Source organism: Terribacillus aidingensis, assembly GCF_040703035.1.
Lineage (GTDB): Bacteria > Bacillota > Bacilli > Bacillales > Amphibacillaceae > Terribacillus.
In genome coordinates this window covers 2,970,368-2,984,373 of record NZ_CP159996.1, presented here as the reverse complement: position 1 = coordinate 2,984,373, position 14,006 = coordinate 2,970,368, and the positions used below count along the sequence as shown (strand labels likewise).

Sequence of the window (14,006 nt, the reverse complement as noted above, 5' to 3'; positions counted from 1 at the left end):
GAACCTAGCTTCTATGTGAGCAGGAAGATAGTTAGGATTAAGAAACTAAAGTAAGTAAAGACGCTTTTATGAGAATAGCAGGATTTATAGCCAATGGGTATGATATACAAATTTCAGCTTTTGTCGAATACTTGATTCCAACGAATCTGTAAAGGAGGTTGCAGCAGGACGCTTCTTGCAATGTATGCAAACTGAAAAGGCAAGGTGACAACAAAAAGAAGGGTAGTGATGAAATGAAGGGACTTGGAAGATATAGCGGCTATAATTTGCAAGCGCTGCGTCGGGATATCATTGCGGGAATCATTGTCGGTATCGTGGCCATCCCGCTTGGAATGTCCTTTGCTATTGCATCAGGAGTGAATCCTGAATATGGACTGTATACAGTCATCATCGGCGGTCTGCTTATTTCATTGCTTGGTGGATCGAGGTTCCAAATCGGCGGACCAACTGGAGCATTTGTTCCGATTCTCTTAGGTGTTGTCATTCAATTTGGCTATCAGGATCTTTTGGTGGCAGGTATAATGGCTGGGATATTGCTCGTCATTTTCGGCCTGCTCAAGCTCGGGAGTTTGATCAAATTCATACCTCGGCCAGTAGTAGTCGGTTTTACAGCAGGTATCGCGGTCATTATCTTTTCTGGGCAAATCGGGAATTTCACGGGCATCCAGGCTGAACAAGAAGAGGGATTCCTCCCGAAAATGCAAGCACTGCTTGCAGCCGCGGATACAATCAATCTATACAGCTTGATCATTGCAGGTGTATCCCTTGCTGCCATTCTCCTCACGCCTAAGATCTTGCCAAAAGTACCAGGAGCACTGGCAGGCTTGATTGTATCGACAGTTGTAGCAGTCCTGTTTTTCCAAGGACAGGTGGCAACCATCGGCAGTGTGTACGGTGATATACCGAGCCAGCTGCCGCAGCTCCAGTTACCCGCTTTCACATTGGACAAGATTATCTACCTGCTGCCATCTGCAGTGGCCATAGCCTTGCTGGGCGGAGTAGAATCACTCCTGTCTGCTACAGTTGCTGATAATATGGCGAAAACGAAACATCACAGCAACAGAGAATTAATTGGTCAAGGAGTGGCGAATATCGCTGTCCCGCTATTCGGAGGTATTCCAGCGACTGGAGCAATAGCCCGGACCGCTACCAATATACGGAGTAATGCTTTTTCTCCGGTATCCGGAGTGGTGCATTGTGCCTTTGTCCTGATCATTCTGCTTTTGCTAGCCCCTTATGCTTCTGCTATCCCGCTTGCCAGCATGGCTCCGATTCTAATGGTAGTTGCATGGAATATGAGTGAACGTAAAGAGGTCATCCATATTATCAGGATGCGTACATTTGATTCCTTCATTTTGATTGTCACCTTCGCGTTGACAGTCCTTGCTGATCTGACTGTCGGTGTGGGGTGCGGACTATTACTAGCATTTGTCGTTTTCGTCAAACGTATGAGCACTGTACTATTTGTAAAAGACGAACAAATTCAAGTTAAAGAAACCAATGGTGTGCGGGTGTGGCAATTTGAGGGACCTTTGTTCTTCGGATCTACTGATATCCTGGAGGAAGTAGTGGAAAAGACGATACATGAGGAACCAGATTCCCTTATCCTTGATTTGCAAAAGGTATCTTATATGGATACATCCGCTGAAGCAGCTTTGCATAAACTCGTCGATTATTATGAAGCGGATGATAAGCAGCTGCTATTCCTTGGTGTTCACGGCCAGCCGAAACGTTTGCTTCATAAAACCGGTTTGCTGGCAAAGGTCGGGGAGGAGTTTACAGTCAATAAGAGGGAGGACGCTGTCCGGATTTGTACTTCATGAGGATAACCTCTATATAAAGATTTAACAAAAAACAGCAAGCAACCCACATGTTTTACATAATGTGGATTGCTTGCTTATTTCTTGTTAAAAAATCCTAATCTCTTAACCATAATTCTGATTGATTCGGTGTAAGACATTTTATATTGGCTAATCTGTACCGATATAAATAGCAGGATTCTATTGTTGAGAGGAATATTGCAAATGAATAAAATTTTAATGAAGCAAAGTATCTTTGCTTTGCTTCTAGTCGGTTTAGTGTTCCAGCTGCCGACTGAAAAGGTATATGCGGAAGAAGAAAAACGTATGGTCGTCGTTTATGAGAACGAACAGGGTGAAAAAGCAGTTGAGGCAAGTGATGCTGCGATTGAAGAACAATATGATCACCTTTCGGCTGCAACAATAGCTGCGGATACAGCTACAATCGATAAATTGAAGAGTGATCCGGATATTAAATATGTTGAACCAGATAGCAAAATCAAAATTGCTGAGAGCGGTGACATGCAGCCGGACGAAACAGTGGTTTCGGATCAATGGAATCTTGCTGCCATTGGGGCTCCTGCGGCATGGCATGACGGTCTGACAGGAAAAGGTGTCAAAATTGCCATCATGGACAGCGGGATTGCTGCCCACGAGGATTTGCAAGTAGCCGGAGGTATTTCGACAGTCGATTACACAGAATCCTTTGAAGATGATGAAGGTCACGGTACACACGTAGCGGGAATTATCGGAGCAAAACACGATGAAAAAGGAACAGATGGTATAGCACCGGATGCAGATCTTTTTGCTGTCAAAGTACTTGATAATACCGGGGAAGGATATCTTTCCGATTTATTGGAAGGAATCGATTGGGCTATTTCCAATGACATGGACATCATCAATCTGAGCATGGGTACTGCAGATGAAAGTGATGCGCTGGAAGAAGCTATGCAAAAGGCTTATCAAGCAGGCATTTTGTTAGTTGCCGCCAGCGGCAATGAAGGAGCTGGGTATCCAGTGGATTATCCTGCTGCTTACGAGCCTGTCATTGCTGTTTCTGCTACCGATTCTGAAAACAATATCGCTGCGTTTTCATCGGTTGGGGAGAAGGTAGAGTTTTCCGCACCAGGAGCAAATATCAAGAGTACATTGCCAGGCTCCGGTTATGGTATCATGAGCGGCACATCCCAGGCAACGTCTCATGTATCTGCTTTGCTTGCTATATTGAAGCAGCAGTTCCCTGCTGATACAAATGAACAATTAAGGGTACGGCTGCAACAGTATACCAAGGATCTCGGGCAGGAAGCGCGTGATCAGCTGTATGGTTACGGCTTGATTCAATACCCTGCTCCAGTACAGGACGAAAAGCTTCTCTCAAATGACTCGGAGGGAAGCATGTCAGGAAATACAGGAGATGAAGTGAAGGAAGATAGAGTCACAGCTGGGGAATTACGTATTTTGGCAAATAAATTAGAAATGACAATAGATGATCTGGCAGATTTGTTTGCTGCAAATGGCTTCGATTTATACAACTACCAAAACCTTGATGAAGTTAATGACGTAATCTATCAAAATATAAATGGAGTGTCTGTACATTTGCTTTTAGAAAAAGCGGGATTGGCTCGAGAGCAGCTTGATCTTCAGCTTGCAGCTGAAGATCTAACACTTGATGATTTTAATACCCTCGAAGAACTGTCAGCATATATAAATGAATTGGAGCAGCATATTAAAAACGGAGAAAATCAGCTGGGTACACCTGAAGGGAATGACGAAGAAGGTGATACAATTCAGGACATTTCCGTGAATGACGATCTGACTGATGGGAATTCAGTCCATGTACCGGTTGAGTCTGACTTTGTTGAGAAGGAGAGAGTTGATTTAGAAACTGTGCTGCAACAGGCTGACTCTGCTGGAAAGGAGAATGTTGATTCAGGGGCTGTGCAACAGATTGACGAATCCAATAGAGTAACAGACGAGATTATTTTCACATATAAATCAGCTGGCAAAGCAAATCCAGAAGACCAACAAGGAAAGCAGCTGCCGGATACAGCCTCCCAAATTGGGAATTTGATTGCGGCAGGGGGCATGTTAGCTGCGGCTGGATTGATACTTTATATGAGGAACCGACACACTAAATTTAGAAGCAGGTAATGGAAGCTATCAATCTTTTTTGAAACTCTTGTATTAGCTATTATGTTTTCCTGGTTTGGACCGATATAAGTATCATGAAATTCACTTAATTGAGAGGAAAATTACGCGAATGATGAAGGTTTCGATAAAGAGCCTATTTCTTGTTTCGTTGTTGCTGAGTCTGACTTTCCTGTTTCCGGCTGTTAAAACATATGCTGAGGAAGAAAAGCAGATGATTATCGTGTATGAAAATAAGAAGGGAGAAGAAGCAGTTCAGGGAAGTGATGCAGCAGTCGAAAAGGAATACGATAATTTGCCGGTGGCTGCGATCACCGCTGATACCGGAACGATCGAGGAATTGAAGGAAGATCCGGACATTAAGTATGTCGAGCCGGACGTTAAGATTTCAGTTTCCGATAACGGAATTACAAGCATTCGAGCTGTAAAAGAAGCTGCATCTCCAATTTTAGATCAATGGAACTTAAAGCCAATCCAGGCGTCCCTTGCCTGGAACGAAGGCTTAACTGGCAAAGGTGTCAAAATTGCCGTAATAGATAGTGGAATATATCCACATGAGGATTTAAAAATAGCAGGAGGATACTCCGCTGTAAGCTATACGTCCTCTTATAAAGATGATGAAGGGCACGGGACGCATGTGGCCGGTATCATTGGAGCAAAGCATAATCGATATGGAACCTATGGTGTTGCACCGGATGCACAGTTATATGCAGTCAAAGCGCTGGATAATGCCGGCCGAGGAAATCTCTCGGATCTGCTGGAAGGTATCGATTGGGCAATATCCAATGATATGAACATTATCAATATGAGCATGGGAACTGCTTATAAGAGCATGGCATTACAGGATGCTGTGGATAAAGCATACCAGAAAGGCATCTTGCTGGTTGCAGCAAGCGGGAATGAAGGGGCAGGCCGACCATTGGATTATCCGGCAGCCTTCGACAAAGTGATTGCTGTTTCTGCTTCTGAATCGCAAAATAACATCGCTTCCTTCTCTTCAGTAGGAAGTAAGGTAGAACTATCTGCGCCAGGAGCAGATATTACAAGCACCTATCTTGGTACCTATTATGCGATGATGAGCGGAACTTCACAAGCCACACCGCATGTGACAGCGATGCTTGCGCTGTTGAAACAGCAATACCCGAATGAAGCGAATGATCAGCTGCGCACACGTTTGCAGCGATATAGCAAGGACCTTGGGCAAAAAGGCCGGGACAGTCTATTCGGTTACGGGCTAGTCCAATATCAGTCTGAGAAAGATAAAGGGTATCAGCCAGCCTTGGAGGCCGTTGAGCTAGCTGAGAAAGCTAGCAATCAGGGAAACTATGATACAGCACAGAAACTCGTAGCGGCCTTATCGAATAATAAGGACAAGCAGAATTTGCAAAAGCGGCTTGATAAAGTAAAACAAGCGCTAACGCTACAGGAAACAAAGGATAAGGTTACCAAAGCGGAGAAGAGCAAAAGTAAAGCAGATATTGATGCAGCGCAATCCGCCATCAATAAAGTTACAGATAGCACTGAAAAGAAAAACCTTCAGAAGCGATTGGATAAAGTGAAACAAGCTCTAACGCTGCAGGAAGCGAAGGACAAAGCCGCCAAAGCGGAAAAGAGCAAGAAGAAAACAGATATTGATGCAGCACAATCTGCCATCAATAAAGTAACGGATAGCACTGAAAAGAAAAACCTTCAGAAGCGATTGGATAAAGTGAAACAAGCTCTAACGCTGCAGGAAGCGAAGGACAAAGCCGCCAAAGCGGAAAAGAGCAAGAAGAAAACAGACATTGATGCAGCACAATTTGCCATCAATAAAGTGACAGATAAAACCGAAAAGAATAATCTGCAAAAGCGCTTAGATAAGGTAAAGCAAGCTCTGCTAGTACAGGAAGCAAAAGACAAAACCAGTAAGGCGGAGAAAAGCAAGACTAAAAAGAATGTTGATGATGCCCAGCAATCTGTGAAAAAACTGACTAATGGCAAAGACAAAACAGATTTGCAGAAACGTCTTGATAAGGTGAAGCAGGCCCAAATCAAGTCAGCAAATGATCTGGTGAAGGCAGCTGAGAAGAACATTAGCGATTTTAATATTCAGAAGGCACAGAATGCACTCAAGGAGCTGCAATCCGGCAAGGATAAGGATAATCTTCAGAAGCGTCTTGATAAAGTGAAGGTAAAAGCGGCGGATGCAAAGAAACTGATTGACGCTAAATCGAAAGTGAAGAAAGCGGAGAAAGACAAAACGAAAAAGGCTAAGCAATCTGCTCAGTCGGCAGTTGATAAGCTGAAATCCTCTACTGAAAAGAAAAATTTACAAAATCGAATTAAAGCAATCAAAGTGAAATGAAAACAGGCATTCCATCATCGGAATGCCTGTTTTTTATAATTCTACGGTAGCCTCGCCAATTCTTTTCACACCCCGTATGCGAGCGACATCCTCTGCCAGCTGTAACGCAGCTTTATCCTTTTGTTTTGCTTCAATCATGAAATCCACTGATTGGTCGATTTCTTTCAAATGCTTGATCAAAGGCATCAGGAATTCCACATCTACATAATCAGCATGACTGCGATATGCCTTCTCTGATTTAGGAGAAGACGTATGGACTTTTGGTACATGTTTACGTTCTTTCCATGTGGCCATAAAACGCGGAAGAATGTCTTCTAATGGCTCTTCTTCTGCATGATTTGCCATGTAATGATGGATATCGAACATCATTGGAATGTTATGTCTCTCGCATACTTCCAACGTTTCAGTTGTTGTATACGTTTTGTCATCGTTCTCCAGCGTCATCTGTCTCTTGATCGGATCTGGAAGCTGCTTGATATTCTTATGGAAACGCTCCAGGGCAAGTTCTTTGTTTCCGTATGCTCCGCCTACATGGATGTTGATATATGCTTCGTCTTCTAATCCCATAGCAGTCAGCATATTGTAATGGTATTGCATATCTTTAACAGCATTTCCCGTAATATGCGGTTTATCGCTTGTAAAAAGGGTAAACTGATTCGGATGAAAGCTTACACGAATACCGTAATCCCGCACGAGCCTTCCGATCTCCTCGTACAAGTCTGTCAAGGGTGTAATATAATCCCATCCTACTTCCTCATGTGTCGCCAGTGGCGCAAGAGAGGAAGAGAAACGGTAAAGTTTGATCTGGTGGGCAATATTATAATGAAGGATTCGAATCGTCCGCTCTAGGTTTTCCCTTGTGAGTGCTTGCAGCTGTGCCAATCTTTCTTCTTTCTCAAGCTTGGACCACCTGGCAAATGTCATGGTTTTTGCTGGCGATGCTTCATATAAATTCAATGCGGTAGATACGTAGCCGAAACGGATGATCATAAAATTTCTCCTTTGTGACAATCTGTAGCTATTTTCCCCTTCTTTTGACATTGATAATCCTGTTTCGCCGCAGCAAGTGCATGCATGTATGACTGTACACCTGTATAATTAGAGACAAGCAGGAAAAAAGTTTGAAACCTTCTGTATCCCTGCCCGTATATAAGATACAAGATAAGAGGATGGTGAAAGGTTTTGGGTATTCTTTCCCGTATATTCAAGAAAAAGTCCCCTGAGCGTCCTGCTGTAAGGGAACGCAATGCACTGTCCATCCAAGTGGGCGACATTGTCGAATATGACTTGGTCACCTATGAAGTAGTCGGAAAAATCACTTCCCGTCAAGGGAGCTATGAATGGTTCGACTACCAGCTGGTGGAAGGGGATACGATCCTTTGGCTCTCTGCTGAGATGGATGATGAACTGGAGCTGGGTATATATAAAAAAATTCCGCTTTCGGTATCAAAACCATATCCGAAGCAGCTGACGCACGAAGGCCGGACTTACTTCCTTGATGAGCAAGGTGAAGCTCGAGTCGTCGGTGAAGGAAGAAGTCGTAATGTGAATGGCTCAATCGTCCATTTTGCCGATTATTATGATGAAGATGAAGAGCATTTCCTTGGTCTCGAAGGCTGGGGAAGCGAAATTGAAGTCAGCTATGGTTATGAAATCAAACCGCGTGAAATTAAAATCATTGCGGGTTCAAATTAAATTAATTAAAGGGAGCGAATTGTATGTTTAAATTTTTTAACCGTGTAAAAACAGTCGTAAACTCAGAATTGAATGCAATGCTTGATAAAGCAGAAGATCCGGTGAAAATGCTGGATCAGTTCATGCGTGACATGGAAGCAGATATCCGTGAAGCAGAAACAGCGGTAGCGAAGCAAATTGCAAACGAAAAGATGCTGAAACGCAAATACGATGATGCCAAGGCAATGGCTGATAAACGTCAGCAGCAAGCGGAGACAGCGATTGAAGCTGGCAATGATGATTTGGCTCGCCGCGCTTTGGAAGATAAGCAGACGCATCAGCAGACAGCTGATTCACTTTACGCATCATGGGAGCGTGCATCAAGCGATGTAGCGTCCATCCGTCAGAAGCTGGATGAGATGAAAAAGGAATACGGGGAAATGAAACTGAAAAAAGATTCCCTCAAGGCACGTGCAGAATCTGCCAAAACACGTACAAAGATGAACCGTACAATGTCCAATATTGGCAGCGACGAGTCCCGCGGCGGTTTCGAGCGCATGGAAGAAAAAGTATTGCAGTATGAAGCAGAAGCTGAGACGAGCGAGGATATGTCCCGATCTAACCGATCCCTGGATGATGAATTCGCTGCTCTTGAGAAGAATGGTGTAGACGATGAGTTAGCTGCCCTGAAAAAGAAAATGGGTAAAGAATAAGCAGCCATAGCCATCGGCAGGCTGACCCTTGCGTGAAGCAAGGGTTTTCGTCTGTCTGCTTTACATAAGGAAATCGAAAGAAGGGAGGAGCCTTCATGAAATACTGGCTGGCGGGTCTTTGTCTTGTATTTGTTGTTATTCTGGCCGGGTGCGGTAATTCCGATGAGCAAACTGCTTCTGTCAGCGAAATACCTGATGAACCGGACAAGGAGACAGTCACGTCTAAATTTGAGAATAGTGTAGGTGAATCGATCGAAACGTTGATCGACAATAACTTTTATTTGCTTGATGTTGTTTCCGGTGAAAGACGCGGTAGTGCAAATGTGTATGCGACACGCCTTTATACAGTAGATGAATTGGAAGAGTTATTTAAGCAAGCCGAAGGTCCGGATGAAATCAGCGACAAGAAAAACGGACAGCTGATGATGATTTATGACGATGTTTTCATTACCTTGAAACCGAGTGACGAAGATAGCGATGTCACATTGATGGAAGTAGCAGATCGTACATTTGTACGAAATAACTACTCACCGAACTATTTGAATACATTCTTTACATTTGCCCTGTTGAATTCCCTCTTTGGCAGTAACTGGAGCCAGAACAGAATGGATACTTGTCAGAATGGCGGCTGTTATGGCGGCTACACGTCAACATATCGGTCGAATGATGATAGCGGTGGTTCGGGCAGCAGTACGAGACGCGGTACGTCCAACTATCGTGGCGGCGGACCGGATGCAGGTAAATAATCAAAATTAAGGAGGCATAGAATCATGAATCCATTTTTATCGACTTTTCTATACTTTGTCATTGCAGTTGTGATTGTCATCATCGGACTTATCATCTTTGAGCTGATCACACATAAGTACCGGGACTGGGAGGAAATCGAAAAGGGCAATACAGCTGTAGCTTTATCTATCGGCGGTAAGATCATCGGAATCTGCCTTGTTCTGTCATTCTCCATTTACCACAGCAGTGAACTTTGGGAAACACTCATCTGGGGCGCATACGGTGTTGTCCTGCAGATGATTGCCTACTTCGTATTTGAGGGTGTGACACGCCGATTTTCTGTTCAATCCAAGCTGAAAGATAACAATATTGCGGTCGGAATTATTTCCTTAGCGGTTTCAATCGGTCTTGGGTTCGTCATCGGTGCGTCCATTACGTAAGCTAAAAGCAGTTCGGAGATGAAAGACATGCAGCAAAAAGTAACAAATAAAACCTCATTTATTTATTGGGCTTCAGGTATCGTTTCCATATGCGGTATTATATTTGAAGTTTTGTTCGGGGCATTAGGTTCCTATATTCTCGGAGATGGTGTGAAGCAATATACACTCACCATCTCTTTGTTTTTGACTGGTATGGGGATTGGTGCCAGCATAAGTGAGCGTGTGACGAAGCGACTCATTCTAGCATTTATTTATATCGAATTTTTCGTAGCTTTGATTGGTGGCTTTTCTAGCTTTACGATGTTCGGGATCACAGCATATACCCCTGACGGGACTGACGCGTTCTATCTCTATTTCGTCACAATTATCGTTGGTGCGTTAACCGGAGTGGAGCTGCCGATTCTGATTAGGAAGGCGAATGAGATCGGCGAGACGATAGGTCGGAGTACAGCACGTGTTCTGTTCAGTGATTATGCAGGCGGACTGATCGGCGGTCTGCTTTTTGCCTTCTTGCTGCGTCCGCAGTTCGGAATCGTTAAATCAGCTTTTCTAGTCGGTCTAGTTAATTTAGTAGTTGCACTGGTCGTACTGTGGTTATTCCGGGAAGAAGTGAAGCGGGTTGCCTTGCATGCTGCAGTCGGTATATTCATCGGGATTTTGCTCATTCTTGGTGTCTTTTTCGGAGAGGAAACTGCATTTTCGTTCGAGCAGAAGCTTTACGAGGATCCAATCATCCACATGGAGCAAAGCCAATATCAGAAAATCATCCTTACCCAGGATGGAGATGACCTGCGGCTGTATTTGAATGGCGGATTGCAGTTCAGTTCATTTGATCAGCACCGCTACCATGATGCGCTTGTGCATCCGGTCATGTCCCAAGCCAAACAGCATGATCATGTGCTCATACTTGGCGGAGGGGACGGATTAGCAGCAAATGAACTCTTGAAATATGACGACGTTCAAGACATTACCTTGGTCGACCTCGACCCTGCTGTAACAGAAATGGCTAAGACAGAGTCGAGACTGCTAGATTTAAACAATCGCTCTCTGCTGAATGACAAAGTCACCATCCACAATCAGGATGCCTTCACTTATCTGAAGGAAACGGACCAGATTTATGATGTGATCATCGTTGATTTGCCCGATCCGAATGACGAGAGCTTGAACAAGCTATACACCGAGGAATTCTACTCTCTAGTGCGAAATCATATGCATCCGGAGGGTGCAATGATTGTCCAAGCCACTAGCCCGGTGTTCGCAACAGAATCTTATTGGACAATAGACGAAACGATCCGCGCAACGGGGCTTGAAACAGAGAATCTGCATCTGGATGTGCCAAGTTTCGGTAACTGGGGATTTGTCATGGGCAGCAGAAATCCGATTGACCCAAAAAATTTAGAGGTTACCGTGCCAACCGAATACTTAAAATCTTCCATGATTCCTGGAATGACAGAATTCGGAAAGGATGAGGATAAGGAAATCACCAGCGCGGATGGAGAGAAAGTCAGCCTTCGCCCAAATACATTGGTTGATCCTCATTTGATTGAAATCTATCAACAGGAATGGAAACATTATTGATCTTCCCTAGGCAATAACGCTCTATAAGCTACTGGAGATGTCAGTACAGTTGAAGTATTAAATGCGCCATACGGAATCAGCCGGTCGATCAATTCCCGCATGCCATTCATGTCAGGGACTGCTGCCTTCAGCAAATAATTGATCGGTCCGGTCACCCTGTGGCATTCAAGTACAGCTTCTTCCTTTGCAATCAGATTTTCAAACTCCAAATGAGGGATCTTCAATTCACTAACCTGGATGAACAACAAGATATCCAATCCAACCTTCGCATGCGCAACTCGGGCTGTGTAATGCTCGATAACACCGCGCTCCTCAAGCCTTGCCATCCGCTCTGAAACACTCGGCCTGCTCAGTGCTAGCTTCTTGGATAATTCGCTAATTGTGATTCGGCCATCATGCTGCAGCAGCTCCAGCAGTGTGCGGTCGATGTGATCCATATAAACGCTCCCTTTCACATTGCAGGTAAGTTCTGCATATAATTTTCAATATGAAACTCGAATCAAGATATTGCCTGCAAATATCTATTCATTTCTCGTGTTATTTATTCTAACATAGAAAGTGAAGAAACAGGATGTCGTGATTATGTTCGCTCATATTGTCCATAATGGGCGTGTTTCAACATGGATTTTAACTTTGAGAGGAGCAATTCGTTTGCCGCAAAAATATCTGAAAATCGTTCTTGGCTGCTTCCTGGCCAGCATCGGCTTGTATATGCTCAAAAGTGCAGAGCTGGTAACGGGCGGTACAGCAGGGCTTTCCTTAGGATTATCCTATATACTGTCTATGCCTTTTGGTGTCGTCTTCTTTATCATTAACATTCCATTCTATATCTTTTCATTTATTAATATGGGATGGCGTTTTACGGTAACAACCATAGTATCCGTATCAATTTTGACGTTGTTCTCATTTCTCCATCCGTTTTATCCCGCTATTGAACTTCCGGGGATCGTTGCAGCTGTGGCAGGCGGCCTGATTGTCGGATTTGGCTTGATCATCCTTTTTGCGAATCAAGCATCCTTAGGGGGAGCAAATATTCTTGCGTTGTTCCTGCAGAAACGTTTTGGAACAAATCCTGGAACGATCAACTTTATATTTGATTTCTGCGTGGTCATGGTCAGCCTTTATTCAGTTGGTCTTATCAAAGGTATCTATTCCATTGTTTCCATAGCAGTTACTTCATTTGTTATCAGCTACTTTAAAGAAAAATTCGCCAAACCACTTCCAAAACCGAATGCAGTACCAGTTGCCCAAGCAGCAGAGTGAACGAAGGAGAAATCCTTCGTTTTTTAATGGTATAATTTAGGCGGTAAGCTCGGAAGTGACCGAAGCGAACCTGCGTATCCGCGCAAATTTTAAGCAGTTCATCCGCAGCCTTTATTTTTGTTCATCAGACTACCCATCCCTAAAGAAAACGTTACATGAATGTGAACAGTTATTTTCTGGTATCTATCATAAAAAGTCCTCTTTCTGATTGTTGTTCAGGTGCTTTTGTTATATGATATTCCGGAAAGTCTGTTTTAAAGAATCTATAATGAAGAGTGATGCGAAATGGAACAACATTTGACATATACAATGCCTCCTGAATGGGAGAAGCATGAGCGTACGCTGATCAGCTGGCCTGTGAAGGACTCAATGGTCTATCCGGAGGATTGGGAAGCTGTATGTAAGGGTTATGCTGAACTGATTCTTGCGATTGCGGAATTCGAGCCGATTACCGTATTGGTGAACGCCAAGGATCGCGATGCAGCAGCTGCTTATGTAGGACAAGATAAAAATGTAACACTGCTTGAGGTTTCTCATAACGATGCATGGCTTCGAGATAACGGCCCGACATTCGTCCGGGACGAAGCTGGCAAACTGGCTGGTGTAAACTGGCGTTTTAATGCATGGGGAGAAAAATACTTCCCATGGGATCTGGATGATGCAGTAGCTCCGGCTGTTCTGAATCACTTCGGTGTGAAGCAATTGGATGCTCCATTAGTGTTAGAAGGCGGATCCATTCACGTGGACGGGGAAGGGACACTAATTACAACAGAGGAGTGCCTTTTAAACCCAAACCGCAATTCAGACCTTTCCAAGGAAGATATAGAAGCATATCTTCGAGAGTATCTTGGTATTGAAAAAGTGATTTGGCTGAAGCGTGGTGTTGCTGGGGACGAAACGGATGGACATGTCGATAATATCGCCTGCTTTGCCGCACCTGGTAAACTGCTGCTGCAGGTGACAGATGACCCGGAAGACGAGAACTATGAAATCACTCAAGAGAATCTGCGCATTCTTGATGAGACGAAAGATGCGAAAGGACGTCAGATTGAAGTGATCGCTATCCAACAGCCGCCTAAGGCTGCCTGGAATGACACGCGCTTGACTTTGAGCTATATTAATTTCTATTTTGTAAATGGAGGCATTATCCTTCCTGTTTTCGGTAATACCGCAGCAGGAACGGATGAACGGGCAATCAAGCTGCTGCAGGAGCAGTTCCCGGATCGCCGAATCCGTACAATTGATGGACTAGCTATCATCAAAGAGGGCGGAAATGTACATTGTACTACACAGCAGATGCCTGCAGTGAAGGAGTGAAGTA

Annotated in this window: 12 protein-coding genes; 10 read left to right on the top strand and 2 right to left on the bottom strand. The window is 44.1% G+C overall.

Going from position 1 to position 14,006, the window contains the following annotated elements; translation table 11 throughout:
- The first annotated feature begins 233 nt into the window (after positions 1 to 233).
- The 3 genes from ABXS78_RS15505 to ABXS78_RS15495 all read left to right on the top strand — a co-directional run bounded on the left by ABXS78_RS15505 (position 234) and on the right by ABXS78_RS15495 (position 6,291).
- Complete coding sequence (locus ABXS78_RS15505; RefSeq protein WP_366247952.1) at positions 234 to 1,823, top strand: SulP family inorganic anion transporter; 1,590 nt, start codon at positions 234 to 236, stop codon at positions 1,821 to 1,823.
- 201 nt (positions 1,824 to 2,024) lie between these two features.
- The gene (locus ABXS78_RS15500; RefSeq protein WP_366247951.1) at positions 2,025 to 3,950 is read left to right on the top strand and encodes a S8 family peptidase; all 1,926 of its coding nucleotides are present in this window, start codon (positions 2,025 to 2,027) and stop codon (positions 3,948 to 3,950) included.
- A 109-nt stretch (positions 3,951 to 4,059) separates the two neighbouring features.
- Positions 4,060 to 6,291, top strand: a complete 2,232-nt coding sequence (locus tag ABXS78_RS15495; RefSeq protein ID WP_366247950.1) for a S8 family serine peptidase — start codon at positions 4,060 to 4,062, stop codon at positions 6,289 to 6,291.
- 33 nt (positions 6,292 to 6,324) lie between these two features.
- On the opposite strand, the gene uvsE is transcribed toward ABXS78_RS15495, so the two are convergent.
- Entirely contained in the window at positions 6,325 to 7,281 is a 957-nt protein-coding gene (uvsE, locus tag ABXS78_RS15490) for a UV DNA damage repair endonuclease UvsE (RefSeq protein WP_366247949.1), read from the bottom strand.
- Positions 7,282 to 7,473: 192 nt separating this feature from the next.
- Here uvsE and ABXS78_RS15485 point away from each other — a divergent pair, with 192 nt between their 5' ends.
- From ABXS78_RS15485 to ABXS78_RS15465, 5 genes are all read left to right on the top strand, one after another.
- Positions 7,474 to 7,986: a DUF4178 domain-containing protein gene (locus tag ABXS78_RS15485; RefSeq protein WP_095221270.1), complete on the top strand. Its 513-nt coding sequence runs from the start codon at positions 7,474 to 7,476 to the stop codon at positions 7,984 to 7,986.
- A gap of 23 nt (positions 7,987 to 8,009) precedes the next feature.
- Positions 8,010 to 8,678 carry a PspA/IM30 family protein gene (locus ABXS78_RS15480; RefSeq protein ID WP_095221268.1) on the top strand — a complete coding sequence of 223 codons (669 nt, stop codon included), beginning with the start codon at positions 8,010 to 8,012 and terminating at the stop codon, positions 8,676 to 8,678.
- 95 nt (positions 8,679 to 8,773) lie between these two features.
- Positions 8,774 to 9,424, top strand: a complete 651-nt coding sequence (locus ABXS78_RS15475) for a DUF4247 domain-containing protein (RefSeq protein ID WP_366247948.1) — start codon at positions 8,774 to 8,776, stop codon at positions 9,422 to 9,424.
- Positions 9,425 to 9,448: 24 nt separating this feature from the next.
- The gene (locus ABXS78_RS15470; protein ID WP_366247947.1) at positions 9,449 to 9,844 is read left to right on the top strand and encodes a DUF350 domain-containing protein; all 396 of its coding nucleotides are present in this window, start codon (positions 9,449 to 9,451) and stop codon (positions 9,842 to 9,844) included.
- An 18-nt stretch (positions 9,845 to 9,862) separates the two neighbouring features.
- Complete coding sequence (locus ABXS78_RS15465) at positions 9,863 to 11,422, top strand: polyamine aminopropyltransferase (RefSeq protein WP_366247946.1); 1,560 nt, start codon at positions 9,863 to 9,865, stop codon at positions 11,420 to 11,422.
- Here the strand turns inward: ABXS78_RS15465 and ABXS78_RS15460 are convergent.
- A complete protein-coding gene (locus ABXS78_RS15460; protein ID WP_038563623.1) occupies positions 11,416 to 11,859 on the bottom strand; it encodes an Lrp/AsnC family transcriptional regulator in 444 nt (147 codons plus the stop codon). The genes ABXS78_RS15465 and ABXS78_RS15460 overlap by 7 nt on opposite strands.
- 214 nt (positions 11,860 to 12,073) lie before the next feature.
- Here ABXS78_RS15460 and ABXS78_RS15455 point away from each other — a divergent pair, with 214 nt between their 5' ends.
- Both ABXS78_RS15455 and ABXS78_RS15450 read left to right on the top strand, forming a co-directional pair.
- Positions 12,074 to 12,685: a YitT family protein gene (locus tag ABXS78_RS15455; protein ID WP_366247945.1), complete on the top strand. Its 612-nt coding sequence runs from the start codon at positions 12,074 to 12,076 to the stop codon at positions 12,683 to 12,685.
- 285 nt (positions 12,686 to 12,970) lie between these two features.
- On the top strand, positions 12,971 to 14,002 hold the full coding sequence (locus ABXS78_RS15450) for an agmatine deiminase family protein (RefSeq protein WP_366247944.1): 1,032 nt from the start codon (positions 12,971 to 12,973) through the stop codon (positions 14,000 to 14,002).
- Positions 14,003 to 14,006 lie beyond the last annotated feature (4 nt).

Coding starts and splice junctions, on each gene's coding strand:
- ABXS78_RS15505 (WP_366247952.1), top strand. CDS start 234: ATGAAGGGACTTGGAAGATATAGCGGCTATAATTTGCAAGCGCTGCGT.
- ABXS78_RS15500 (WP_366247951.1), top strand. CDS start 2,025: ATGAATAAAATTTTAATGAAGCAAAGTATCTTTGCTTTGCTTCTAGTC.
- ABXS78_RS15495 (WP_366247950.1), top strand. CDS start 4,060: ATGATGAAGGTTTCGATAAAGAGCCTATTTCTTGTTTCGTTGTTGCTG.
- uvsE (WP_366247949.1), bottom strand. CDS start 7,281: ATGATCATCCGTTTCGGCTACGTATCTACCGCATTGAATTTATATGAA.
- ABXS78_RS15480 (WP_095221268.1), top strand. CDS start 8,010: ATGTTTAAATTTTTTAACCGTGTAAAAACAGTCGTAAACTCAGAATTG.
- ABXS78_RS15475 (WP_366247948.1), top strand. CDS start 8,774: ATGAAATACTGGCTGGCGGGTCTTTGTCTTGTATTTGTTGTTATTCTG.
- ABXS78_RS15470 (WP_366247947.1), top strand. CDS start 9,449: ATGAATCCATTTTTATCGACTTTTCTATACTTTGTCATTGCAGTTGTG.
- ABXS78_RS15465 (WP_366247946.1), top strand. CDS start 9,863: ATGAAAGACATGCAGCAAAAAGTAACAAATAAAACCTCATTTATTTAT.
- ABXS78_RS15460 (WP_038563623.1), bottom strand. CDS start 11,859: ATGGATCACATCGACCGCACACTGCTGGAGCTGCTGCAGCATGATGGC.
- ABXS78_RS15450 (WP_366247944.1), top strand. CDS start 12,971: ATGGAACAACATTTGACATATACAATGCCTCCTGAATGGGAGAAGCAT.